The sequence below is a fragment of the Prevotella falsenii DSM 22864 = JCM 15124 genome, from assembly GCF_000613945.1.
GTDB classification, from domain to species: Bacteria; Bacteroidota; Bacteroidia; order Bacteroidales; family Bacteroidaceae; genus Prevotella; species Prevotella falsenii.
Genome location: NZ_BAJY01000004.1, coordinates 17,896 through 41,837, shown reverse-complemented (window position 1 = coordinate 41,837; position 23,942 = coordinate 17,896). Strand labels below are relative to the sequence as shown.

The window sequence follows — 23,942 nt, the reverse complement described above, 5'->3', positions numbered from 1 at the left end:
AATCAAAATTAAAATAGCCCAAAGAGTTCGCGATCTATCTTATCGGTAATGAAACCGAAGTCTTTGGGATTGTGCTGATAGTCGAGTTCATCGACATCGATGGTCAGCACACGTCCTTTGTATTGCGTTTGTATAAACTCGTCGTAGCGTTTGTTGATGTTTTCGAGGTAGTCTAACGGCATGCGCTGCTCGTAATCGCGACCTCGTTTCTCTATGTTCTCCACCAAATGGCTTACAGATGCCCGCAGATAGAGCATGAGGTCGGGATAGCGAACTGCGTCGGTCATATCCTCAAAAAGCTCCATATAGGTTTCGTAGTCGCGGTCGTCAAGGTTGCCCATGGCGTAGTTGTTCGCCGTGAACACGTAGACTCCCTCGTAAATGCTGCGGTCTTGAATGACGTCGGCGTCCGACTGACTGATTTCCAACAAGTCTTTGAAGCGTTCTTTCAGGAAGAACACCTCCATGGCGAACGACCAACGCTTTATGTTTTTGTAGTAATCGTCAAGGTACGGATTATATTCCACCGACTCGTAGCGTGGCTGCCAGCCGTAACGCTTTGCAAGCATGGAGGTCAGTGTCGTCTTTCCGCTGCCAATGTTTCCTGCTATTGCTATGTGCATGGGTTGTTTTAGTTTTATCGTAACACAGCCTTGCCGATGCAACCGTTAGGCATTTGTATTTTCAGCATTGCACAAACGGTGGCTGCAATATCGTTTATTGTAACTTCTTGGGTGGTTTCTCCGTGGTTCACATGCCAGCCGAACATCACCCAAGGTATATGGCTGTCGTAGGGATAAGGCTGTCCGTGCTGTGTGCCGATGTAGTCGGGAGAGTTCTTTGCACCGAAGTATTGCGCACGAGTAACTACTCCTATCTCGCCCGAACGGTGGCGCATGTAGCCGTTCATCATACGTGTCTTAATAAAATCGGGCATCGTTTCGGTGGCAATACGTTCTTCATCGAACACGAAAATGTATTGCGGGTCTTTCTTCAAGAACTCAACAGCCTCTTCTATAACGTCTTCCTTATCCTTTCCGGCTTGCGCTATCATCTTGTCGTTGAATGCGAATTGGTAGTTGTCTTCGCCCATAACGGGTTTTATACCAAACTTCTTTTGCAAGTGATTGTTAAGGTCTTCCACTGCTTTCTTGTATTCGAAAGCTCCACCGGGTATGCGATGCTTCTTCAAGAAGTTATAGTTGTGGGCTGCTCCGTGGTCGGCTGTGAGGAAAAGCAGATAGTTTCCGCGTCCTACTTTCGCGTCCAAGGCATTGAGGAACAGGGTTAAATCCTTGTCCAACTGCATATACACATCGTGGTTTTCCTTGCCTCTTGTGCCGTATTTGTGCCCGATAGCATCGGTAGAAGAAATGCTGACAGCGAGCATATCCGTTTCGTTGCCCTGTCCCAAACGCTCGTTCTCCAACGCAGCAATAGCCATCTTGAAGGTCATTGTTACACCTTCGTTCGATGTCTTAATGTTGTAATTCGGTGCTGTACGGTTGGCTTTATTGAACTTTTCCACCCATTCCGGCAACTTGTCCATATAATAAGTGGAGGTAACGAAGTGCCCTGCAGAGGTGTCCCACCAATATGCTGCGTCGGCAGAGTGCCCCGCAGGCAGAATGGCAGCGCGGTCTTTCAGAGACACGCCTATTACTTTTGAGCGGAAATCGGTAGCCAGTTTCAGTTGGTCGCCAATGGTTGTGGTGAGCAAGCGGTGCGGACTCATCTGCCCTTCCTTGCTGTTTGAACCTACGCTGCGCACGGTTGTGTCGGTGCAACAGTACACATATTCGTCGTTTTGCCAGAAGTTGTTGCCACAAATACCGTGAATGGCAGGCACCGAACCTGTGTAAACAGACGAGTGTCCTATGGCTGTAACCGTAGGAGCATAGTTTATTTGTGTGTTTTCAAAGGAAAATCCCTCGTCAAGAAGGCGGCGCAAACCACCTTTTCCGTATTCGTTTTGATAGAAATAGAGGTAATCCCAACGCATCTGGTCTACCACAAGACCAACGATAAGTTTAGGTCTTGCCACCTGAGCTTGCACTGTTATCGCCATAAACAGCGTTAGCGCAACGACTGATAGTTTCTTCATTTTCAGCTATTTGAACAGTTTTAATTGAACTTTTGCTCTACCATTGTAAGGGCAAACTGTAGTTATTTTACTCTTGCAAAGATACAATTTAATTATGAAACAAGGGTAACAAACCTGCAAGTATTTTCCGTTGCCCTGCATTTTCATTATTTTAAGGTGAGTTCGATAATAAGAATTGTGCCGGCATATTATTCATAAAATACTTCAAGAAATAACCGGTTATGATTTAATGTGCTTATAATCAGAAAAGCGGTGCAGCATCTTTTTCCTTAAATTCTTACACCGAACTCACGTCATTCGTGAGCGAAAAAAAATCGATAAAAACGTAAACATTTTTCGCAAACGTATCTATCGCATAACTATCTGCCCATCAGCGCATTACAAAACCTATTGTTTTGCGTTCCAAAAGCGGCTGTTTTGCACGGTAAAACCGTAGGTTTTGCGTTGTAAAACCTACGGTTTCGCAACGTCAAAGCGATTATATCACTTTTTAACGGAATTATCTTTACAAGATGAAACAGAAAATACCTCACTGTTTCATTAACCGGCTTGCTTAAAAACATCTGCCATATTGCCTGTTTAAACTGCTTTCTTATGCTGCACTCATCTTATTTTATAATGTGTAATCTTGGTAATACCAAACTTTTATTTTATATTTGCCGAAAAATAAAAATTACACAAATGAAATATGTAAACGAAACCGTGCGCCGACAAGACCGCCTTATGGACGAGGAAAAGGCATTGAAACTGCTGGAAAACGGAGAGTACGGCGTGCTCTCAATGGTATCTGACGGAGGGGGCTATGGCATTCCTGTGAACTACGTCTGGGACGGTAAAAACAGCGTTTATATACATTGCGCACCTGCAGGACGTAAGTTGGAAGCACTGAAAGATAATAATAAGGTGTCGCTCTGCATCGTCGGTGAAGTGAATTTGCTGCCAAGCAAGTTTACCACCGAATATGAAAGTGCCCTCTTTTTCGGTACGGCGCATATCCAACTTAGCGACGACGAGAAGATGAAAGCCCTGCATCTGCTCATCGACAAGCTATCTGCCGATTTCAAGGACATAGGCGACAAGTATGCCCAAAAGAGCTTCCACCGTGTCGAAATCATACGCATCGACTTTACGGAGTTCAGCGGAAAGCAGAAGAAAGTGCCGCAATCAGCACGATAAATCCTTATATGAGATAGGCTGATAAAGTATTAAAAAATCGGAAAACAGCTGCTGTTCCGAAGATATTGCTTATTTTTGCTGCCGTCAAAGCATCGACATTACAAAACAACAAGCATACTAATAGAAAAGAAAAAATATAAATTTATGAAGAACAACTTAAAGAAAACTTTCCTCGTTGCAGGACTTGCTTGCGCCGCACTCGTAGCAACGCCGGCTTCAGGACAAAAGATTAAGAGGGGACAATCTATGTACACGAACCCATTAATGCAGAAAAGTCCGTTGCCGTTTGGTGCGCCCGACTTCAGTAAAATAAAGAGCGAACACTATCTTCCTGCCATTCAAGCAGGTATAGAGGAACAGCGTGCAGAGATAAAACAGATTGTAGCGAACAAGCAAAAGCCTACATTCCAGAACACAATCTTGGCATTTGAAAAGAGTGGAGAACTGCTCGACAGGGTTAAAAACATCTTCTACGCCATTTTACAAGCTGACAAGACACCCGAATTAGAGGCTGTTGAAAAAACAGTATCACCGATGTTCTCGAACTTTGAAAACGAAATCAACTTCAATCAGGACTTCTTTGAGCGTGTGAAATACGTGTACGACCACGAGCGAAACAGCCTGAAGGGCGAAGACAAGGTACTGCTCGAGGAAATATACAAGAACTTTGTGCGTTCCGGGGCATTGCTGCCGGAGGACAAAATGGAACGTATGGAGGAGATAAACAACCGTCTTGCGCAGTTGCAACAAGACTTCGGCAATATGCTGCCAAAGGCTTCTGCGGCATCAACCGTATGGGTGGACGACGTGAAAGAACTTGCCGGACTTAGCGAAAGTGCCATCGCACAGTGCAAGAAAGACGCCGAAAGCCGTGGTGGAAAGGCTCCTTACTGCATCGTCATCACCAATACCACACAGCAACCCATACTTGCCACTCTCGACAACCGCCAACTTCGCGAACGTGTTTACAATGCTTCTATCCACCGCATCGACGGCACAGGCGAGTTCAACGCCTTCCCGCTGATTGTGGAAATTGCAAAGCTGCGTGCCGAAAAGGCGGAACTGATGGGCTATAATAACTTTGCGTCTTACGGTTTAGCCAATGTTATGGCAAAGAACCCCGACAATGTATATGCCTTCTTGAAGCAACTTATCAAGGAATACCAACCCAAGGCAGAGGCAGAAACGAAAGCTATCGAGAAGTATGCACGCAAAACACAGGGCGCAAACTTCAACTTGCAGCCTTACGACCGCTTCTACTACTCTGCTAAAATGAAGAAAGAGCAGTTCAACTTCTCTGACGACGAGGTGAAACCTTACTTCAACATCGACTCTGTACTCATCAACGGCATCTTCTATGCAGCCAACAAGGTGTATGGCTTAACCTTCAAAGAGCGTAAAGACCTGCCCACCTATCACCCCGACATGAAGGTCTTCGACGTGATAGACAACAACGGAAAGCAGCTCGCCCTCTTCTATTGCGACTATTTCCGCCGCCCTTCAAAGCGTGGAGGTGCATGGATGAGCGCATTTGCAAAGCAAAGCGGCTTGCGACAGCAAATACCTATTATATATAATGTGTGCAATTATGCCAAAGCACCCGAAGGTCAGCCGACGCTTGTAACGTGGGACGAAGTTACAACAATGTTCCACGAGTTTGGTCATGCACTGCACGGAATGCTCTCAAACTGCTACTACAACACGTTGAGTGGTACAGCCGTAGCGCGCGATTTCGTGGAAATGCCGTCGCAATTCAACGAAAGCTTTGCCGGCATACCCGAAGTTTTCAACAACTACGCAAAGCATTATAAAACCAATAAGCCAATGCCTGCCAAGCTGCGCGATAAGATGCTGTCGTCTATCAACTTCCAAGCAGCCTACGCAATGGGCGAAAACCTTGCTGCAACCTGCGTGGACATGGCTTGGCACATGCTCAATTCAAACACCATTCCTACTGCCGAAGCAGCAAAAGACTTTGAAACAACAGCACTGAAGGAGGTCGGTTTGCTGAACAACCAAATACCTCCACGCTACTCAACCTCTTATTTCAACCATGTTTGGGGCGGTGGCTACGCAGCAGGATATTACAGTTATCTGTGGTCGGAAGTGCTCGCAGTGAACATTGCCGACTATTTCGCAAAGAACGGAGCATTGACACGCAAGGTTGGAACCGATTTCCGCAACAAGATTCTTAGCCGTGGCAACACGAAAGACTTATTGGAAATATTCTCCGACTTCACAGGTTTGAAAGCTCCTGACGCTTCAGGACTATTGAAAGCAAGGGGTTTGTAATCTCCTTATAATAATTGATTGTTAATTTTCCGCCATTGCATTTGCTTGCAATGGCGGTTCTTTTTTATAACCTGCACACCGGTTATAGCCCATTTATCGCACGCCCGACACCAACCTCCCCATCATACTCAGCACCCACGAAAGGGTAGTTTGAACAGCGGAACGTGATAAATCACACCCCTGCAATTCAATTATCGAAAGCACATACAACATCCTTTATTTTGTAAATATAATTCTGTTAAAAAGTGATATAATCGCTTTGACGTTGCGAAACCGTAGGTTTTGCGTTGTAAAACCTACGCTTTTACCGTGCAAAACCTACGGTTTTACAATGCAAAACAATAGGTTTTGCAAAGCGTTGATAGCGAGTGAGTTATGCGAGACAATCTCTTGCGAAAAATATTTACGTTTTTAAGGCTTTATTTCCATGCATAAAACAAGTTTTCGGCAATAAATATTGGCTGTGCCGAACGATAGGTGAGCAATGATAAAAAGAAGGCTGCAATCTTGTTCTGCAAATAAGAATAAGGTTGCAGCAGAGTTGTTCAAGCGCGGAAATAAAACTTTTCAAGGCTAATCTAAGGGCGGAGTGGCTGACAAGAAGCGGTTTCTGTTTAGGATTTCAAAGCTATATGTATAATCCGCACTTGTTCATTACGTTTCTCATCTCCACCTCAATACCTTGTCTGACCGTTAAATGCGCTTGGTTCTGCCTTGCCTTTTCGCACGGTTTCGGGCTATTATTGTGCCGAAAATATAAAGTTCGGCGTAGTCTTCCCACGTGTTTATGAACCTTACGGCAATGGTAGTGGCAAAGGCTGTAAGCCCTGTCAGCACCCAAAAAGTGGTGGAAAGGGTAGAGAAATCGCCCATTTTCACCGTTTTACAGTCAAGCCAATACATATAAAGGAGCAGCAACAGCGGTGCGCCCACCACAAGCATGGTGCACAATTCTACTATCGACGACAGACAAAAGAAATAGACGTAGTAGCCTATATTTTTCTTAATCAGCTTCTTTCCTTTTAGTGCTGTTTCCATTTCGCCCATTAAGCTGCGCACCTTTACGGCTACACTGTTCAACGAAAAAGCTAAAAGCAAGATGCAAAGCCATTTAGGAGTACCCATTAAAGCAGAAATGAGAAATGCTGTAAACATAACCGCACTAAGAAGAATGCGCCAACGTGTGCGACTGAAAGTTTCGCCCAAATGTTGTTGCCAATCTTTATAACCCAAGGCAATGCAGCTTTTTATGCTGCGTTCTTTTATCAAATCGTCCATTTCTTATATTGTTTTAAAACCCTTATACTTCGGTTGTTACACTCTTTTCTGCTATCTTCGCTTGAACTCCGAGCATACTACGGCTGTCGCAATGGCAACGTTCAGCGATTCGGCATGTGTTGTTCCGACCGAGAAATTCGGTATCAGCAACTTTCTGTTTACCCGTTGTCGTATGTCTGCCGATATTCCGTTGCCCTCGTTTCCCATCACGATGAGCCCGTTTGCAGAGAGTTTCTCTTCGTAAATATCCTCACCATCGAGCAGTGTTCCGTAGACAGGGTAGTCTGTTGGCAACGAGTCGATTAACTCGTTTAGTTTCAAGTAATACATCTTTACCCTTGCAATGCTGCCCATCGTGGCTTGCACCACCTTCGGATTCCAGCAGTCTGCCGTGTCTGTCGAGCAGAAAATGCGCTTAATTCCAAACCAGTCAGCCACACGGATAATCGTTCCGAGGTTGCCGGGGTCTTGTACGCCATCGAGCGCAAGTGCCAGTTCGTGCTCGCCAAGGAGCACTTTCTGTCCTCCACCGACTGTCGTTTCGCACTCGCCACTCTCCGTTTTCGTCTGCTCGGGCAGTTTGAATATGCCCAGCTTTCCTTGTGGGTGTTGCAGGAACGACACCTTTTTAATGTCTTCTTCCTCCTCGAAAAGCTCCACCAATTCGAACCCGGCAGCAAGCAAATCGCCCACCACCTTAGGTCCTTCAGCCACGAAGAGACCCTGTTTCGCTCTCCCTTTCTTCGTTTCGAGTGCCCGAACGAGTTTTATTTTATTCTTTGAAATCACCCTACAAAAATACAAAAAAACTATCTGTCTGCGCTCTTTTACTGCCAACTTTTTAGTATCTTTGCCGCCAAATTAGTGGTATTAATGTTTAGGATAAAAGGTTTCCATACATATTTTCTACTGTTTTTTGCCATTTTAGCGTTGCTTTTATCGTCGTGTTCGACCGATAAGTTTGTGGCAGACGGTAGTTATTTGCTCGACAAAGTGGAGCTGCGCTCCGATGCTGCCGACTTTAATGCGTCGCAGCTGGCACAGTATGTCCGGCAGAAAGAAAATTCACGGTGGTTCTCGTTCTTTAAAATACCGCTCGGAACTTATTCTTTGGCAGGGCGAGACACCACAAAATGGATTAACCGAACGCTGCAACGCATTGGCGAAAAGCCCGTTTACTACGATACGTTGCAGGCTCGTCTGTCGTGCGAAGACCTTCGTGTGGCGATGAACAATATGGGTTACATGAACGCACGTGTAGTTTTCAACACGAAAGTGAGGGGCAAAAAGCTGAAAGCCATATATACACTCATTCCCGGAGAGCCGTTTATGATAGACCGTTTCAGCTACGACATTCAGGATTCGATAATTGCCGACATTCTAAAACCCAATCTTCTGCAAGGCTTCGATGCCGCCCACCCACGCCAATTCACTGTTCCGGCACTCGATAACGAGCGCAAACGCATCACGAAAATACTGAACGACCAAGGCTATTACCGTTTCAACAAAGACTATATATACTATACTGCCGACACGGTGCGCGGTTCGCGGGCGATAGACATTACGCTCCACCTTACGAAATATCAACCATCGTCTGCGTCAGAGCCTACTTTGCACCCTCGATACATTATCGGGAGGGTAAATATTCTGCCCGGCGACTCGACAGGATTGCATGTCCGACGTGAGATTATCGTCGATAACACGCTTATAGAGCCCGGTAAATACTTCTCGGCAACCAATCTTCAGAATACCTACAACAACTTGGCTCGCTTGGGAGCAATACGCTATACCGACATCGAATTTAAGGAAATGCAGCGCATCGACTCTATTATTGTGGGCAAAACGCTGGGCTACCAGCAGTCGGAGAAGCGATATTTGGAGGCGAATATTAAACTGTCGAGCAACAAGCCCAACACCATTTCGTTCCAACCCGAGGGCACTAACACCGCAGGCGACCTTGGTGCGGCTGCTGTTCTCACCTATCAGAACCGCAATTTCTTCCACGGAAGCGAGTTGTTCAGTATAGAATTGCGTGCCGCCTTCGAAGCCATAAAGGGACTGGAAGGCTACAATAACCACAATTACGAGGAGTATGGAGTGCAGGCTCGCCTACAATTCCCACGCTTTCTTTCACCTTTCTCTACACGAGAGTTTCGCCGTCGCAGCAACGCAATGTCCGAATTGTCGGTCAGTTGGGACTTGCAAGACCGCCCGGAGTTTCACCGCCGTGTCTTCTCGGCAGCGTGGAAATACAATTGGAGCAACGCCCGCCGCCACATACGCTACGAGTTGGAAGTACCCGACCTAAGCTACGTCTATATGCCGTGGATTAGCGAACGCTTCAAGAAAGACTATCTCGACAACGTAAATAACCGAAACGCCATACTGCGATACAACTATGAAGACCTTTTCATAATGCGCGCAGGTTTCAGTTTAAGCTATAATCGCAACGACGATGTAGCCATCAGGGCGAAGATAGAATCGGCAGGAAACCTCCTTTCGCTTGCCGATAACGTGTCGAACTTTAAGAAAAACGAACAGGGACAGTCGAAAATATTCAACATTGCCTATGCGCAGTATCTTAAATTCGACTTCGCTTTCACCCGTGTATTGCGTTTCGACCCCCGCAACTCGCTTGCGCTGCACGCCGATTTCGGCATTGCCTATCCCTACGGCAACAGCAAAGTGCTGCCTTTCGAGAAGCGTTACATTGCAGGAGGACCCAATTCGGTGCGCGGTTGGAGCGTCAGGGAATTGGGACCGGGCAGCTTTCGCGGAACCGATGGGCGCATCGACTTCATCAATCAGACCGGTGATTTGAAGCTGAACCTGAATGCCGAGTATCGCACGCGTTTGTTTTGGAAGTTCGACGGAGCGGCTTTCATCGATGCAGGCAACATCTGGACACTGCGCGAATATGCCGAACAGCCCGGCGGACAATTTCGTTTCGATAAGTTCTGGCGGCAGATTGCTGCAGCCTACGGATTGGGGTTGCGCCTTAACTTCGACTATTTCATACTGCGTTTCGATGCCGGTATGAAGGCGATAGACCCGGCTTACACATCGTCGAGAGAGCATTATCCCATCTTGCACCCTAAGTTCGGTCGTGATTTCACCTTCCATTTTGCCGTCGGATTGCCTTTCTGAAAACGCCAAAGCACACTTGAGAGTTTAACGAAACTAAAAAACAACATTGTCAAAGAAAGTCGAAGCCACAACACTTTGTGTTGTTAAATAGTTTTATTACTTTTGCAACAAATTACAATATAATGCTTAAATTCATATCTTTTGGCAGTGGCAGCAGTGGCAATGCCTACTTTCTTTACACCGAAACCGATGGAATTTTTATCGATTGCGGTATCAGTCTTCGGACGATAAAGAAGTATATGCACAGCTATGGGCTGAATCTGTCGATGGTACACAATATACTTATTACGCACGACCACGCCGACCACGTGAAAGCGGTAGGCTCTATGAGCGACAACCACGCCATTCCTGTGTATGCAACGAAAAAGGTGCACGAGGGCATAGTAAACAACTGGTGTGTCAGAAAGAAGATTGTTGCCGAGCAAGTGCGATACGTGGAGAAGGGGAGAACCGAGCAAATAGGCGAGTTTACTGTAACTCCGTTCGATGTTCCGCACGACAGTACCGACTGCGTAGGCTACTGTATAGAATGCCAAGGGCTGATTTTTACACTCGTAACCGACTGCGGACACATTACAGACGAAATCCGCTCGTTCGTGTCGCGGGCGAATTATCTGGTCATTGAGGCGAACCACGAACCCGAAAAGCTCGCTGCAGGACCTTATCCGCAGTATCTGAAGATCCGCATAACGAGCAAAACAGGGCACTTGAGCAATGCCGAGTGTGCCCAAACCATCGTCGAGAATGCCACATTGGGGTTGCGCCACGTTTGGCTTTGCCACCTAAGCGACGAAAACAACCACCCCGAATTGGCGCGAAAGGCTGTAGCGAGCGAGATGGCAAGCCACGGATTAGTGGCTGACGTGGACTTTATGGTAGAGGTGTTGCGGCGGAAAACGCCCAGCGGAATATATGAATTGAAATAAGAAGCATATTTGATAGAAAAGAAGAAGTGGGGGCTTTTCCTATAATTTCCAGAACTCCTATAGATTCCTGCAGCGTGATACTTCTTCTTAAAATATAGATTGTTCTGCTCCATCTGTATTTGTTTGATGGCGTTCAACAGTAATACGTTGTTTCTAAAGTTACTTTATTGAGCCTAAGAAGGAGGGCAGCGGAGTAGCGTAAAGAAAAAGCCAACCCCATTATCAGTGAGGTTGGCTTTTGCATTTTCTATGATGTTGCGGAGCGTTTTACTCTGCCGGCTTCATGTTTGTATAAACATTCTGTACGTCGTCGAAGTCTTCGAGCTTCTCAATCATCTTGTCGATGGTTTCCCGTTCTTCGTCGGTAACGTCCTTCAAGTCGTTCGGAATGCGGGTAAATTCGGCAGAAGTGATTTCAAAACCGTTATCTTCCAAGTGCTTTTGTATTTCTCCAAAGCCGGTAGGCTCGCCGTAAATGGTGATTTCGCCTTCTTCATCGTCTTGGTCGAACTCGTCTTCTACGCCGTAGTCGATGAGGTCGAGAATGAGTTCTTCCATATCTACGCCTTCCTTAATCTTGAAGGTGAACACGGCTTTGTGGTCGAAAAGGAATGCCAACGAGCCTTGTGTGCCGAGTGTTCCGTTGAATTTGTTGAAGACGGAACGAACATCGCCCACGGTGCGGGTGGTATTGTCGGTCAGTGTATCCACGAAGATGGCTATTCCGTGAGGGCCGTATCCTTCGTATGGCACTTCTTTATAGTCGCTCGTATCCTTGCCCATTGCGTTCTTTATGGCGCGCTGGATATTGTCTTTTGGCATATTTTCGCGTTTGCAGGTTGCGATGATAGCACGCAAGCGCGGGTTGGTTTCAGGTTCGGGACCGCCTGCCTTTACGGCAATGGCAATTTCTTTACCTAATTTTGTAAACGTGCGAGCCATGTGGCCCCATCTCTTTAGCTTTGCAGCCTTGCGATATTCAAATGCTCTTCCCATTGGAATTGTGTTTTATCGGAGTTCTGCTCCGAGTTTTGTTGTTATGTTTTTAATTAATTTCTGCATAATGGCGTCAATCGCTTTGTCGTTCAAAGTTTTCGTTTCATCTTGGAGTATGAAGTTCACAGCGTAGCTTTTCTTGCCTTCGGGGAGGTTCTTTCCCTCGTAAACATCGAAGAGTTCGACTTTCTTCAGAAGTTTCTTTTCGGTTTGACGGGCAATCTCTTCTATCTCTGCAAACTCGATGTTGGAGTCCAACAAGAGTGCCAAGTCGCGGCTGACGCTTGGGTATTTTGATATTTCTTCGAACTGCAGCTTGTTCTTGCGAATAGCTTTCATTAAGTCTGTCCAGTTCACATCGGCATAGAAAACTGCCTGTGCAATGTCCATTTTCTTCAGTAGCTTATGGCTCAAGATACCCATTTCTACGATGGTTTTACCGCCGCGGGTCTTCAGTTCCATACCTTTGTCGAAGATGTTGTTCTGCGATGTTTCGGCAACAAGGGCGTTTTGTGCCATTCCGACACGTCGGAGAATGTTCTCAACATTGGCTTTCAGTTCGTAGAAAGTGCTTTCCTCGTCGGCATGTGCCCACGACCCCTGCACGCGTTTGCCCGTTATCCAAAGTGCTAAATGGTATTCTTGGCGATATGCCTTGATAGGACTCTCCTCGCTCCACTTGTCTTTTTCGTATCTGTAAGTGTTGCCTACTTCAAAGAATTTCAGGTTTTGCGCCTTTCGGTTCACGTTGCGGCGAATGCTTTCCAAGCCGCCAAAGAGCAATGTTTGGCGCATTACGCCCAAGTCGCTCGATAGCGGATTCATTATCTTAACGGTCTGTTCCCACGGATAGGCATTCAGTTCTGCACCCTCGTAATACGCCTGTGCGGTAAGCGAATTGTTCAAAATCTCGTTGAAACCGGCACCGACAAGCTGCTCGCTCACGATGTCTTCCCTATGAAAGTTCTTGTCCGCCTCTTCGGCAATGGTGAGAGAAGACTTCAGTTCGGTTGGAATTTCAACGTTGTTGTAGCCGTAAATACGAAGAATATCCTCGATAACGTCGCACGGCCGCTTTACGTCTACACGGTAGGGAGGCACGATGAGGTCGAGCCCTTGGGCATCTTCCTTCACGATTTCCATTTCCAGACTTGTCGCAATGCTCTTAATGGTGTCTGCACCGAGTTGTTTTCCGATAAGACGGTCGGCATATTCGTAGTTCAAACGAACAGGGAAGCCCTCCATTTTCGTAGGATATACGTCGCAAATCTCCATACTTACCTTGCCGCCTGCAAGCTCTTTGCAGAGAATAGCAGCTTGCTTGAGGGCATAAATCGTTCCATTGGGGTCGATTCCACGCTCGAAACGGAAGCTCGAATCGGTAGAAAGACCGTGTCGGCGTGCGCTCTTGCGAATCCAAGTAGGGTGGAAATAAGCACTCTCCAATACAACGTTGCGTGTGTTTTCGTATGTTCCGCTGCCCTTTCCACCAAACACTCCGGCTATGCACATCGGCTCTTCGGCGTTGCAAATAGCAAGGTCGTGCTCGCCAAGCGTGTGTTCCTCTCCGTCGAGTGTGATGAACTTCTTGCCTTCGTTCTTGTCTTTCACTATGATTTGCCTACCCGTTACCATGTCTGCATCGAAGCAGTGCATAGGTTGTCCGTAAGCCATCATAATGTAATTGGTAATGTCTACAATATTGTTGATTGGGCGAACGCCAATTACATTCAGCTTGTCTTTCAGCCATTGTGGGCTTTCTTTTACTTCGCAATCGGTGATGCTAAGGCACGCATAGCGGCGGCATGCGTCCGGGTTCTCTATCTTTACTTCGATAGGGAGGTCGTTGTTGTCTACCGTAAACTTGTCGCAGCCGGGGCGGTGCAACGATGTTTCGTAACCGTTTTGCTTCAACCATGCGTAAAGGTCGCGTGCCACGCCGTAGTGGCTCAACGCATCGGCACGGTTGGCAGTAATGTCTATTTCAATCAGCCAGTCGCTGTCGAGCCGGTAGTATTCTGCTGCAGGCATACCCACTTGTGCATCTTCGGGCAGCACAATAATGCCGTCGTGGCTTGTTCCTACGCCTATTTCGTCTTCGGCACAAATCATTCCCAAGCTCTCAACGCCTCTCAGCTTACTCTTTTTGATGGTGAAAGAGTCGTCGCCATCGTACAATACACAGCCTAAATCTGCTACAATAACCTTCTGTCCTGCTGCTACATTGGCAGCACCGCATACTATTTGCTGTGGTTCGCCTTTGCCAAGGTCTACCGTTGTAACGTGTAAGTGGTCGGAATTGGGGTGTTCTTCGCAGGTAAGCACCTTGCCTACAAAGAGTCCTTTCAGTCCGCCGCGGATAGTTTCAACCTCTTCTACGCTTCCAACCTCCAGTCCTGTTGAAGTCAGCGCAGCCGCTAAATCCTGTGGTTCAAGGTCGAAATCAACGTATTCCTTTAGCCATTTGTATGAAATATTCATTTATTTTGTTGTTTTTTATTTATCTATGTAATTCCAATGCTGTATTAAGTTAAGTGCAAAAGTACTAATTTTCATCTATATACACAAATCCTATAACAAGCATTTTCGTTATAAGTACGTGGGCTTGCTATAAGAACTACGCCAATATACTATTTATAAGGTACTTAAAGAAAGAACCGGTTGCAGTTTAATATGCTTATAATCAGAAAGAGGCGAAGTATCTTCGCTCTCAAATTCCTACACCGAAATCACGCTGTTTATCTGCAAAAAGAAGGCTATAAAAACGTAAATATTTTTCGCAAGCGCAGCTGTTGCGTAACTATTTATTTATCAGTGCATTACAAAACCTATTGTTTTGCGTTCCAAAACCGTAGGTTTTGCACGGTAAAACCGTATGTTTTACATCGCAAAACCTACGGTTTCGCAATGCCAAAGCGATTATATCACTTTTTAACAGAATTATCTTTACAAAGTACTGTCAGGATTTGCTGCACTGCAAAGTGCTGTGCAGACTTGTGCAAGGCGTATGTTTTTCGGGTTGAGCATAAAATTTTTGCAGATTTTTGAGGTATGTAGAATATCTTTGCTATATTTGTATCGGTTGTGTGCAGCGGAGAGATTGTATGTGCAAAAATATGTGTGCCGGCAATAAATCTTTTATAACTCCCTCTGAAAACAGCACGAAAGAGATGGAGAAAGCATAAAAAAAAGATTGACTGTCTCACGACAACCAATCTTCAAAACCTTAATAATCTAATACCATGAAAAACACATTGCAAAATTATTCAATCATTCTTAATATTGCAAATATATAGATATAAATAATGTTAATACGTTCGTAATGCTATAATTATGTAGGCTAATCGCATTTATTCTGTCATAATGTGCCCGATTGCCCATCGCTTCTGCTTGCTTTTCGTGGATTTGCCGATTTGCTTTCCTTGTTTTCCGTAAGTGCGAAAGTTTTTGTAGATTTTGTCGCCAATAGTCTTTTGTATCAAAAACTTTTGTTATCTTTGCATCTAAATATTAGTTGCACACTTGGCAAATGTGCTGTTGAAATTCCCCCACATATTATATATAATGTATGGTAACGACCAAGAAGACTGTAACGAAAAAGACGATGACTGCGACTTCAAAGCCTAAAAAGGGGGCTAAAGCGCAGAAAGCACCCGTTAAGCGCGGTATATCGGACGAACTCATTCCCATCGAAGAGGAAACGTGGCTGCTGCAACCCATTGCGGTAACGATGATGCGACACGACTATTCGCTCATTCAGGTGCGCATTCTTGTGTCAATCGTGGAAAGCCTGCAATCTATTTTGCACGGCATTCTGAACAATAAGCGCAGTCCGCAGTTAGACCTTTTCAAGACCAACGAGCTGGACGAGGACGGCAGAATGCCTATAAAGCTGCCTTTCAAGGAGCTTGGCGTAGACCCGAACCACTATCCGCAGTTGCGCACATCGCTGAAAATGCTGGCTGCTATCCCCGTCGAGATACCCTACAAAACGAGCGAAGGGCGCAAATACACGAAGGCAACGAATCTCTGCGACGTTTATATCCCGGAAGACCGCTCGTACAATAAGTATGCTATATTGAAGCTCGACAGGAGCGTTGCCGAACGCCTTGTGTCGTTAGACTTTGGCTATCACCGGCTTGGCAAGCAGATAGTGTTTGCCTGCAAGAACCGTTACACGCAACGCATTTATATGTTTATCGAGTCGTGGGTGGACAAAGGGCGCACTGTCATCAAGACTTTGGAGTTCAGAAAGATGCTCCGTTTGGAGAGCAACTATAAGAAATTCTCCGACTTCTGCCGTCGTGTGCTCGACCCGGCGAAGCAGGAATTGCAAGAATTGGCGGACAAAGGGTTCTGCGATTGCTACTTCGACTACGAGAAAAAGTACGACCACGGACAGCGAGGGGGCGAACCCGACGAACTCATCTTCCAGATTTACCGTGCCAAGAACAAGATGGACGCCCAGTTGGAACAGATGAACGAGATGCAGCGCAGGCAGTTCCAACAAATGCTTATACAGTATTTCGACTTTACACAGCCCAACGCCAAGGAGATGGCAGAGCGCATAACGGCAGAGCTTTATCCGCTTGCGATGCAGAAACTTATGGATTTGCGCCAGCGTTTCAACACCACTTACGTGAAAGACAAGGCTGCCTACACGTTCAAGAGCCTCGACCAGATGATAAAGGAACACGAAGTTCCCAACACCGTGGTGGAGGAAGTGTAAGGGCGTTGAAGCGGAAATGTAACAGGAAAAAGAAAGAACAATGATAGAAGTAAAGATAAAAGACGCAGCACTCCGTGCGGCAGCGGCTGAAGGCGAAGACGCTTTCGTGCAGGCATTCATCGATGCCATAAGCACCGCCATAGGAGGAAGGCTTACACAAGATAATATGCAAGAACTTACACCCGACCAGATTACGCTGTTGGGGTGGGGCTATTTGCACGAAGAAGTGATGGACGGAGGTTACGTACAGCTCATTCACAACGGCTACGGTGCGTTCATTTTCAAGAATCCCTTTAAGGTTGCGATGCGCAATTGGGGGCTTACCGAACTGTATTCGCACCTCCGCCGCACCCAAAAGGCATACGATAAGTATCGTGAGCAGATAGAAAAAGACCTGTCGGACGACGACTTTATGGCACTCTACGAGCAGATGCCGGAGTTCGACGATGCCGACGACGACTTCATAGTGAACGAAGAAGAGTGGACGAAGATGGTGGCTGCATACATCGACGACCACATCAACGATTTTGTTGTGATAGAAAATGAATAAGGAAGAACAAGAAATACGCAAGAAGTCGCCGGTGCAGATACGCAACAAGAAGGCTTCTTTCGAATATTATTTTATAGACACCTACACGGCAGGCATCGTGCTTACGGGCACCGAAATAAAGTCAATCCGTGCAGGCAAAGCTTCGTTGGTAGATTCGTTCTGCTTCATCAACAAGGGCGAAATGTGGTTGGAAGGTATGAATATATCGCCTTACTTCTACGGTTCGTTTGCCAATCACGAAGCACGCCGCAAGCGCAAGCTGCTGCTGAATAAGCGCGAGATACGCCGATTGGAAGAAGACGCGAACTCGCCGGGCTACACCATCGTGCCCACACTTGTGTTTATCGACCAACATGGCAGGGCAAAGGTAGACATTGCGCTGTGCCGCGGTAAGAAGGAATACGACAAACGACAGACATTGAAGGAGAAGGAAGACCGTCGCGAAATGGACAGAGCACTGAAGCGGTATTGATTTCCCAAGGCAAAATACATTGTATTTGGGGCTTTCAGTGCACTGAAAGTCCTGTAAAACATAAAGCGATAACCCGAAGATATGCGTCTTCGGGTTATCGTTTTATTGTATCTTTACTTCTTTTATCCTTGTTGTTTTTCTTTTGGAATAACTCATTTCTTACACAAAAAGAGCGTGAGTCCGGCATAAGAAAGCAGTTAAGCAAGTAATCTCGCAGATGTTTTTTGAAGCAAATTCCCTGATAGAGCAGTGAGAAACTTTCTGTTCAATCTTGTAAAGATAATTCTCTTAAAAAGCGGCAATTGCGTTTTGACGTTGCGAAAACGGCTGTTTTGCAACGTAAAACCTACGCTTTTACCGTGCAAAACCTACGGTTTTGGAATGTAAAACAATAGGTTTTGTAATGCGCTGACGAATAGATGGTTAAGCAATAGCTACACTTGCGAAAAATATTTACGCCTTTATCAGTATCTTAATAAATAATGTACCTGCGTAATTCTTATATCGAATTCACGTTAAAAAGACGGTTCTTTATTAAATATTGATTATTTTTGTAGTGTCAAATCGATGCGAATAATTTATAATAACACGTATAAGCCATGGACGGAAAGAAGTATATGATAGTAGACTTGAGTGAGAAAGAATATAAAGACAAGTTTAAAACCGAGCAAGTTACATCTATTGAAAAGAATCGTAAAGGCTATTGGTTGGTGTCTTTCCAATCTTCTCCTCGCCCCTATAAATACAATCTTGCCCGTTTGCTTTATCTTACAAATCCGGAAACGATTGAGATTGAAGAGAAAGGACTCTATATTGATAATCAGCATATCACTAATATCGAAGAGCTACTTCGTTTCTCTGATGGCCGATACACCTTTTATAGAGTTACTTATACAAATGAAAGCTCGCGGTGTTTTGAAGGAAAAAACGTGTATATCACCCGCACGCCGATAGACAAAACCGGAGGTTCGACATGGGATTATCTACGAAAACTTGCCGACGAAACGGGATTGGTAGAAAAGAATACAGGAGAAAACATTCTTTCCAAACGTTATGACTTAATAGATTTAAATAGAGATAATGTACCTTTGGCACAATATCTTGGTGATGAAACAAAACTGCGAACCTATCGCCAACCTAACTATATATATTATCCTTTTGGCTGTAATGCCAGTCAGAAAGCAGCAGTAGAGGCAGCCTTAACGCATCAGGTAAGCATTATACAAGGTCCTCCGGGAACAGGAAAGACACAGACTATTCTTAATATCATAGCCAATTTGTTGATGTCGAATAAAACTGTGCTTGTTGTTTCCAACAATAATTCTGCCGTGGAAAATGTAGCAGAGAAACTTGAACGTGAAGACTTGGGATTTCTTGTTGCCAAGTTGGGCAATTCGGAAAATAAAGCGGCATTCGTCGAACAGCAGAATATACATTATCCCGATGGTATGGCGGATTGGGTAATAGAGGAAAACAGTGCAAGGGAACAAGTTGAGAAATCGCTCAATGCTGTATCTATGGGGTTTGAAGGACAAACAAATTCGGCAGAACTAAAAGCGGAACAAGATGCCTTAATAACGGAGAAACAGCACATAGATATGCTTGAAGGAGCAACCCAAAAGGACTGTGAATGGTTGAAAAACAAGCACTCTGACAAGCTGATGATGCTATTAAATCTATGTCAGATAATGGCAGAACGCGGGCAAAAGCCCAACTTATGGTTTCGTTTAAAGTGGTCGTTTACTCTTGGATTGCCTACCTTTTCTTTCCTTAAAGGTAACCTTTCGCAGGTTATTGAATGTTTGGAAAGTGTTTTTTACAATGTGCGTTTGTCGGAAATAGAGCAGAAGCTGGAAGACATTAGCACGCATTTGGAGACAACAGACATGAAACAAAGCACCAAGGAACTTACGGAAACGTCTCTCCAAATATTGAAGAGTAAGATTGCTCGAAAATATTTAAACACTGCAAGAGAAACCTTTGATGCTATGGATATTAAAACAAGAACAAAATCATTTTTGGCAGAATATCCTGTTGTTCTAAGCACAGCGTATTCAGCAAACAACTGCATAGACAAGAATATGGTCTTTGATTATGTCATTATGGACGAGGCATCGCAAGTAGACATCAAGACCGGAGTGCTGGCATTGTCGTGTGCTATGAATATTGTTATTGTGGGCGATGACAAGCAATTGCCCAATGTGGTATCTCAAGAAGAGGAGAAAGCACTTAATGTTATTCAATCGTTATACGCTGTAGACGATTGTTATAATGGCATAACGCATAATTTCTTGCAGTCGTGTACGGAAGTTTTCAAAGATGCTCCTACCACGCTCTTGCGGGAACACTACCGCTGCCACCCCAAGATTATAGAGTTTTGCAATCGGAAATTCTATGATGGCGAACTTATAGCAATGACCAAAGACTCGGGCGAAGAGAAGGTTTTGCAAGTGATGCAAACGGTAGAAGGAAATCATGGCAAGGAAGAAGTAGAGCGAGATAATACCGGAAAACTTGCCAAAAAGCATTTCAACCAGCGAGAGATAGATGTTATTGTTAAAGAGATAATGCCTGAATATGCACATAAAGGCAGTGTAGGTATCATCACACCGTACAAGGAACAGGCGGAAAGAATAAACAAAGCTTTGAATAAAGATATTGCCAGCACGGTTCATAAATACCAAGGGCGAGAGTGCGACACCATTATCATGAGTACGGTGGATAACACGCCGACGCCTTTCTCTGATGATGCGCATCTCCTCAACGTTGCAATTTCGCGCGCCAAGAGCCATCTTTGCATCGTAACAACCGGTAACGAGATAGCACAGGACACAAATTTGGCACAGCTGATAGCCTACGTTCGGCATAACAACTTTGAAGTAGAGAAGAGCAGTTTGCGTTCTGTTTTCGACTTGCTCTATAAGCAATACACGGCAGAACGTTTAGAATATCAGAGAAACAACCCGCCTGTTTCGGAGTATTTATCCGAAAATCTTGTCTATGATATTATAATCGAAGCACTTAAAGAATTGGAACAGAGCAACCTGTCTGTTCTATGTCATTATCCATTGTCTAAACTGATAGCAGACCGGACGCCTTTGAATGAACAGCAACGTGCATTTGCCGAAAGTCCATTGGCGCATGTAGACCTTCTTATTTATAATTCACTTACGAAGCGTCCGATACTTCCAATCGAGGTAGACGGTTGGCATTTCCATAGGAATAACGAGGTACAGGCGTTTCGAGATAACCTCAAAGACGAAATTCTTGCTAAGTATGAACTTACTCCGCATCGCATTCTTACAACCGACATCGTTACCTTGGAAACAATGAAAGCCATGTTGGAATGTAAACTTCATATAGAAAAGCAGATAATAAATACGTAAATATTTTTCGCAAGCGTAACTATCGCTTAACCATCTATCCGTCAGAGCATTACAAAACCTATTGTTTGGCGTTCCAAAAGCGTAGGTTTTGCACGGTAAAAGCGGCTGTTTTGCATCGCAAAACCTATGCTTTCGCAATGTCAAAATGCAGTTGCCGCTTTTTAACGGAATTATCTTTACAAGGTTAAACAGAGAAGCTCTCACTATTTCATCAGGGAGCAATCAATATTTTTGTGGGATTTTGATTTTTCTCTTGGCTGTTTGTGGAGGTGTGAAAGGGCAACAATAAAACTGATAAGGCATAATCAGGAAAAAACAGAATTGCAGTTAAGTGCATACGAAAAAGGGAATGCAAGTAGTTTGCATTCCCCCGTTAAACCTTTAAAATTTGAGAAATTAGTTCTTGAAGAAGTCTTTAACGGCTTCGTTAGGAACCATTTTTTCGTCGAAGATGTAAGCACCGGTCTTGGGGCTCTTTACCATCTTGATAACTTTTGTGTATGCGCGACCATCCGTTGAACCTTCGTGGAGGGTAGCGACCGCTTTCTTTGCCATAGTCTAATGTACTTTAACTATTTAATAAACGTGTGCTTACTTAATCTCCTTGTGAAGAGTCATCTTCTTCAGAATCGGGTTGTACTTCTTGAGTTCCATACGTTCAGGAGTGTTCTTACGATTCTTTGTAGTGATATAACGGCTTGTTCCGGGCATACCACTGCTCTTCATTTCAGTGCATTCGAGAATGACCTGTACTCTGTTTCCTTTAGCTTTCTTTGCCACGATATTAGTCTCCTATAACTTTAATATCCTTCCAGTCTACATAACCTTTGGATACGGCTTGCTTCAACGCACGGTCTAAGCCTAATTTATTAATTGTACGAAGACCGGCCGCGCTAATCTTCAATGAAATCCAGCAAGCTTCTTCTACATAGTAGAACTTCTTGCTGAAGAGGTTTACGTCAAAACTGCGCTTTGTGCGATGCTTTGAGTGAGACACATTGCAACCTATCTGTGCCTTCTTTCCTGTGATTTGACAAATCTTAGACATCTCTATCTGTAGTTTTGTAATTCGTTAATTGATACCTATTCCAAACAGGGTGCAAAATTACAAAAAATATTCTAAACTGACAAACAAAACGCAAAGATAATCAGCGGAATTAAGTTTTTTTTCGAGTTATTGCCGAGAATATCGTGTATTTTGCCCGAAACTGCGATACAATAAAAAAGCACGACCGAAGTCGTGCCAAACTATTTAAAATCAAAATCTATTTAAGTTGAGCTTGATTAAGGTTGCCGCCTCACGGCGTCGAACCAAAATCTTGCATCAAATCTGTTATCCTTATTCAACTAATCTTTAACCTTAAAAATCCTATTGATACCTAAATACTTTTCTTTAACTTAAACAACTATTTTTATAACCTAAACAATCTATTCTATTTTTATTTTGTATTGCAAAGTTAGATAACATTTATGAAACCTCCAAATAATTGTTTGTAAAATTTTCAAATAACGCAATTAAATGATATAAATCAAGTACTTTAGAGCTATTTATGTACTTATTATGTAAATTCGGAATAAGAATTATGTCAGTATATTACTTTTTGAGATACTGAAAGAAAGAATTTATTATGATTTAATGTGCCTATAATCAAAAATAAGTAAAGCATCTTCGCCCTTAAAATCTTACCCCAATCCCACGTTATTTATAAGCGAAAAGGAGGCTATAAAAGTGTAAACATTTTTCACAAGCATAGCTGTTGCATAACTATCTCTGCATCAATGCCTTATAAAACCTATTGTTTTGCGTTCCAAAAGCGGCTGTTTTGCACGGTAAAACCGTAGGTTTTGCGTTGTAAAACCTACGGTTTCGCAACGCCAAAGCGATTATATCATTTTTTAAGAGAATTATCTTTACAAAGCTAAACAGAAAAGCCCTCACTATTGCATCAGTGAACTTGCTAAAAAATACCTGCGAGATTGCTTGCTTAAACCTGTTTTCTTATGCCGAATTTACGTACTTATCGGTTACAAAAACAAACCCTTTCTACAATTGGCAGAGGTAGGTGAACATTCCTTTAAAGGCTGCGGGCAGCAGGGTAGGGGCTTCGTTGAAGATGCCGAAAAAGGCACTGCCGCTGCCGGACATCTGTGCATAGGTTGCCCCCATACCGTAAAGCTGCTGTTTTACGTTGCGTATCTCGGGGTGAATGTTGAAGATTGACACTTCAAAATCGTTGCCAAGACGACTGAGCCACTCATCAACGGGTTGCGCTACCACCTCCTTACATCTTATAATAGGGGGCTGTGGTTTCACGAACGAGAAGGCTTGTGCGGTGGAAATGGCTACCGACGGCTTCACAATTAATAAGTATAAGCCTTTCAGATGAGCACATTCGTCTGTCATTGGCGTGAGCACGTCGCCTATTCCCGTAGCAAACGATGGCTCGGCAGTAACGAAAAAGGCACAGTCGGCACCCAATCGGGCGGCATAACGTTGCAGGGTAGGGGTGTCGAGGTGCAACCGACACAATTCGTTGAGCAGTCGGAGCGTGTAAGTAGCGTCCGACGAGCCGCCTCCAAGTCCTGCCTGCGATGGTATATGCTTCTCCAAATCGAAGTCTACGTGCGGCAAACGATGGTCGGCAGCCAACAGATTGTACGCCTTCACTATCAGATTGTCGGCAGCGTTCCCCTCTATGGGGTTGCCACTGAGCGAAAGCGAGCACGTGCCGTCGGCTCCGTTGCCAACGGTAGCTTCGAGTTTGTCGGTGAGCGGTACGGGGTAGAACACCGTTTCAAGGTCGTGATAACCGTCAGTACGCTTGCGCACCACATTCAAACCTAAGTTTATTTTACAGTTCGGATATACTATCATTTTTCTTGCAT

Annotated in this window: 19 protein-coding genes; 8 read left to right on the top strand and 11 right to left on the bottom strand. The window is 44.6% G+C overall.

What is annotated here, in order from left to right; genetic code table 11:
- Positions 1 to 8: 8 nt before the first annotated feature.
- Together JCM15124_RS02600 and JCM15124_RS02595 are read right to left on the bottom strand one after the other, a co-directional pair.
- Positions 9 to 623: a deoxynucleoside kinase gene (locus JCM15124_RS02600; RefSeq protein ID WP_024998175.1), complete on the bottom strand. Its 615-nt coding sequence runs from the start codon at positions 621 to 623 to the stop codon at positions 9 to 11.
- 14 nt (positions 624 to 637) lie between these two features.
- Entirely contained in the window at positions 638 to 2,104 is a 1,467-nt protein-coding gene (locus tag JCM15124_RS02595; RefSeq protein ID WP_024998174.1) for an alkaline phosphatase family protein, read from the bottom strand.
- 681 nt (positions 2,105 to 2,785) lie between these two features.
- On the opposite strand from JCM15124_RS02595, the gene JCM15124_RS02590 reads away from it, so the two are divergent.
- On the top strand, positions 2,786 to 3,280 hold the full coding sequence (locus tag JCM15124_RS02590) for a pyridoxamine 5'-phosphate oxidase family protein (protein WP_024998173.1): 495 nt from the start codon (positions 2,786 to 2,788) through the stop codon (positions 3,278 to 3,280).
- Between the two features lie 144 nt (positions 3,281 to 3,424).
- Positions 3,425 to 5,572, top strand: coding sequence for a M3 family metallopeptidase (locus JCM15124_RS02585; RefSeq protein WP_024998172.1), 2,148 nt, complete (start codon positions 3,425 to 3,427; stop codon positions 5,570 to 5,572).
- A gap of 693 nt (positions 5,573 to 6,265) precedes the next feature.
- Here JCM15124_RS02585 and JCM15124_RS02580 read toward each other — a convergent pair.
- Together JCM15124_RS02580 and JCM15124_RS02575 are read right to left on the bottom strand one after the other, a co-directional pair.
- Entirely contained in the window at positions 6,266 to 6,850 is a 585-nt protein-coding gene (locus tag JCM15124_RS02580) for a hypothetical protein (protein ID WP_024998171.1), read from the bottom strand.
- A 51-nt stretch (positions 6,851 to 6,901) separates the two neighbouring features.
- Complete coding sequence (locus JCM15124_RS02575; protein WP_024998170.1) at positions 6,902 to 7,639, bottom strand: RNA methyltransferase; 738 nt, start codon at positions 7,637 to 7,639, stop codon at positions 6,902 to 6,904.
- Positions 7,640 to 7,723: 84 nt separating this feature from the next.
- Between JCM15124_RS02575 and tamL the strand changes: the two genes are divergently transcribed.
- Together tamL and JCM15124_RS02565 are read left to right on the top strand one after the other, a co-directional pair.
- Positions 7,724 to 9,997, top strand: coding sequence for a translocation and assembly module lipoprotein TamL (tamL, locus tag JCM15124_RS02570; protein ID WP_024998169.1), 2,274 nt, complete (start codon positions 7,724 to 7,726; stop codon positions 9,995 to 9,997).
- A gap of 122 nt (positions 9,998 to 10,119) precedes the next feature.
- The gene (locus tag JCM15124_RS02565) at positions 10,120 to 10,923 is read left to right on the top strand and encodes an MBL fold metallo-hydrolase (protein WP_024998168.1); all 804 of its coding nucleotides are present in this window, start codon (positions 10,120 to 10,122) and stop codon (positions 10,921 to 10,923) included.
- A gap of 267 nt (positions 10,924 to 11,190) precedes the next feature.
- Here JCM15124_RS02565 and JCM15124_RS02560 read toward each other — a convergent pair whose 3' ends face one another.
- From JCM15124_RS02560 to JCM15124_RS16910, 3 genes are all read right to left on the bottom strand, one after another.
- Positions 11,191 to 11,919 carry a YebC/PmpR family DNA-binding transcriptional regulator gene (locus JCM15124_RS02560; RefSeq protein ID WP_024998167.1) on the bottom strand — a complete coding sequence of 243 codons (729 nt, stop codon included), beginning with the start codon at positions 11,917 to 11,919 and terminating at the stop codon, positions 11,191 to 11,193.
- Positions 11,920 to 11,931: 12 nt separating this feature from the next.
- Positions 11,932 to 14,400, bottom strand: coding sequence for a phenylalanine--tRNA ligase subunit beta (pheT, locus tag JCM15124_RS02555; RefSeq protein WP_024998166.1), 2,469 nt, complete (start codon positions 14,398 to 14,400; stop codon positions 11,932 to 11,934).
- Positions 14,401 to 15,269: 869 nt separating this feature from the next.
- Entirely contained in the window at positions 15,270 to 15,401 is a 132-nt protein-coding gene (locus JCM15124_RS16910; protein WP_262499262.1) for a hypothetical protein, read from the bottom strand.
- Between the two features lie 86 nt (positions 15,402 to 15,487).
- Between JCM15124_RS16910 and JCM15124_RS02545 the strand changes: the two genes are divergently transcribed.
- The 4 genes from JCM15124_RS02545 (at position 15,488) to JCM15124_RS02530 (ending at position 21,056) form a co-directional block, all read left to right on the top strand.
- A complete protein-coding gene (locus tag JCM15124_RS02545) occupies positions 15,488 to 16,648 on the top strand; it encodes a replication initiation protein (RefSeq protein ID WP_024998165.1) in 1,161 nt (386 codons plus the stop codon).
- Between the two features lie 40 nt (positions 16,649 to 16,688).
- The gene (locus JCM15124_RS02540; protein WP_024998164.1) at positions 16,689 to 17,198 is read left to right on the top strand and encodes a DMP19 family protein; all 510 of its coding nucleotides are present in this window, start codon (positions 16,689 to 16,691) and stop codon (positions 17,196 to 17,198) included.
- The gene (smpB, locus tag JCM15124_RS02535) at positions 17,191 to 17,670 is read left to right on the top strand and encodes an SsrA-binding protein SmpB (RefSeq protein WP_024998163.1); all 480 of its coding nucleotides are present in this window, start codon (positions 17,191 to 17,193) and stop codon (positions 17,668 to 17,670) included. Before JCM15124_RS02540 ends, smpB begins: the two co-directional genes overlap by 8 nt.
- Before the next feature lie 599 nt (positions 17,671 to 18,269).
- Positions 18,270 to 21,056 (top strand): AAA domain-containing protein, encoded by a 2,787-nt coding sequence (locus JCM15124_RS02530; RefSeq protein WP_024998162.1) that lies wholly within the window; start codon positions 18,270 to 18,272, stop codon positions 21,054 to 21,056.
- A gap of 396 nt (positions 21,057 to 21,452) precedes the next feature.
- On the opposite strand, the gene JCM15124_RS14825 is transcribed toward JCM15124_RS02530, so the two are convergent.
- From JCM15124_RS14825 to ispE, 4 genes are all read right to left on the bottom strand, one after another.
- A complete protein-coding gene (locus JCM15124_RS14825; protein WP_014708478.1) occupies positions 21,453 to 21,611 on the bottom strand; it encodes a DUF4295 domain-containing protein in 159 nt (52 codons plus the stop codon).
- 36 nt (positions 21,612 to 21,647) lie between these two features.
- Complete coding sequence (gene rpmG, locus JCM15124_RS02515) at positions 21,648 to 21,836, bottom strand: 50S ribosomal protein L33 (protein WP_014708479.1); 189 nt, start codon at positions 21,834 to 21,836, stop codon at positions 21,648 to 21,650.
- A gap of 4 nt (positions 21,837 to 21,840) precedes the next feature.
- Positions 21,841 to 22,104, bottom strand: coding sequence for a 50S ribosomal protein L28 (gene rpmB, locus JCM15124_RS02510; protein WP_024998161.1), 264 nt, complete (start codon positions 22,102 to 22,104; stop codon positions 21,841 to 21,843).
- 996 nt (positions 22,105 to 23,100) lie between these two features.
- The gene (gene ispE / locus JCM15124_RS02505) at positions 23,101 to 23,931 is read right to left on the bottom strand and encodes a 4-(cytidine 5'-diphospho)-2-C-methyl-D-erythritol kinase (RefSeq protein WP_024998160.1); all 831 of its coding nucleotides are present in this window, start codon (positions 23,929 to 23,931) and stop codon (positions 23,101 to 23,103) included.
- Between the last annotated feature and the right edge of the window lie 11 nt (positions 23,932 to 23,942).

Excerpts from the sequence above, each read along its gene's own strand:
- JCM15124_RS02600 (WP_024998175.1), bottom strand. The coding sequence starts at position 623 with ATGCACATAGCAATAGCAGGAAACATTGGCAGCGGAAAGACGACACTG.
- JCM15124_RS02595 (WP_024998174.1), bottom strand. The coding sequence starts at position 2,104 with ATGAAGAAACTATCAGTCGTTGCGCTAACGCTGTTTATGGCGATAACA.
- JCM15124_RS02590 (WP_024998173.1), top strand. The coding sequence starts at position 2,786 with ATGAAATATGTAAACGAAACCGTGCGCCGACAAGACCGCCTTATGGAC.
- JCM15124_RS02585 (WP_024998172.1), top strand. The coding sequence starts at position 3,425 with ATGAAGAACAACTTAAAGAAAACTTTCCTCGTTGCAGGACTTGCTTGC.
- JCM15124_RS02580 (WP_024998171.1), bottom strand. The coding sequence starts at position 6,850 with ATGGACGATTTGATAAAAGAACGCAGCATAAAAAGCTGCATTGCCTTG.
- tamL (WP_024998169.1), top strand. The coding sequence starts at position 7,724 with ATGTTTAGGATAAAAGGTTTCCATACATATTTTCTACTGTTTTTTGCC.
- JCM15124_RS02565 (WP_024998168.1), top strand. The coding sequence starts at position 10,120 with ATGCTTAAATTCATATCTTTTGGCAGTGGCAGCAGTGGCAATGCCTAC.
- JCM15124_RS02560 (WP_024998167.1), bottom strand. The coding sequence starts at position 11,919 with ATGGGAAGAGCATTTGAATATCGCAAGGCTGCAAAGCTAAAGAGATGG.
- pheT (WP_024998166.1), bottom strand. The coding sequence starts at position 14,400 with ATGAATATTTCATACAAATGGCTAAAGGAATACGTTGATTTCGACCTT.
- JCM15124_RS02545 (WP_024998165.1), top strand. The coding sequence starts at position 15,488 with ATGGTAACGACCAAGAAGACTGTAACGAAAAAGACGATGACTGCGACT.
- JCM15124_RS02540 (WP_024998164.1), top strand. The coding sequence starts at position 16,689 with ATGATAGAAGTAAAGATAAAAGACGCAGCACTCCGTGCGGCAGCGGCT.
- smpB (WP_024998163.1), top strand. The coding sequence starts at position 17,191 with ATGAATAAGGAAGAACAAGAAATACGCAAGAAGTCGCCGGTGCAGATA.
- JCM15124_RS02530 (WP_024998162.1), top strand. The coding sequence starts at position 18,270 with ATGGACGGAAAGAAGTATATGATAGTAGACTTGAGTGAGAAAGAATAT.
- JCM15124_RS14825 (WP_014708478.1), bottom strand. The coding sequence starts at position 21,611 with ATGGCAAAGAAAGCGGTCGCTACCCTCCACGAAGGTTCAACGGATGGT.
- rpmB (WP_024998161.1), bottom strand. The coding sequence starts at position 22,104 with ATGTCTAAGATTTGTCAAATCACAGGAAAGAAGGCACAGATAGGTTGC.
- ispE (WP_024998160.1), bottom strand. The coding sequence starts at position 23,931 with ATGATAGTATATCCGAACTGTAAAATAAACTTAGGTTTGAATGTGGTG.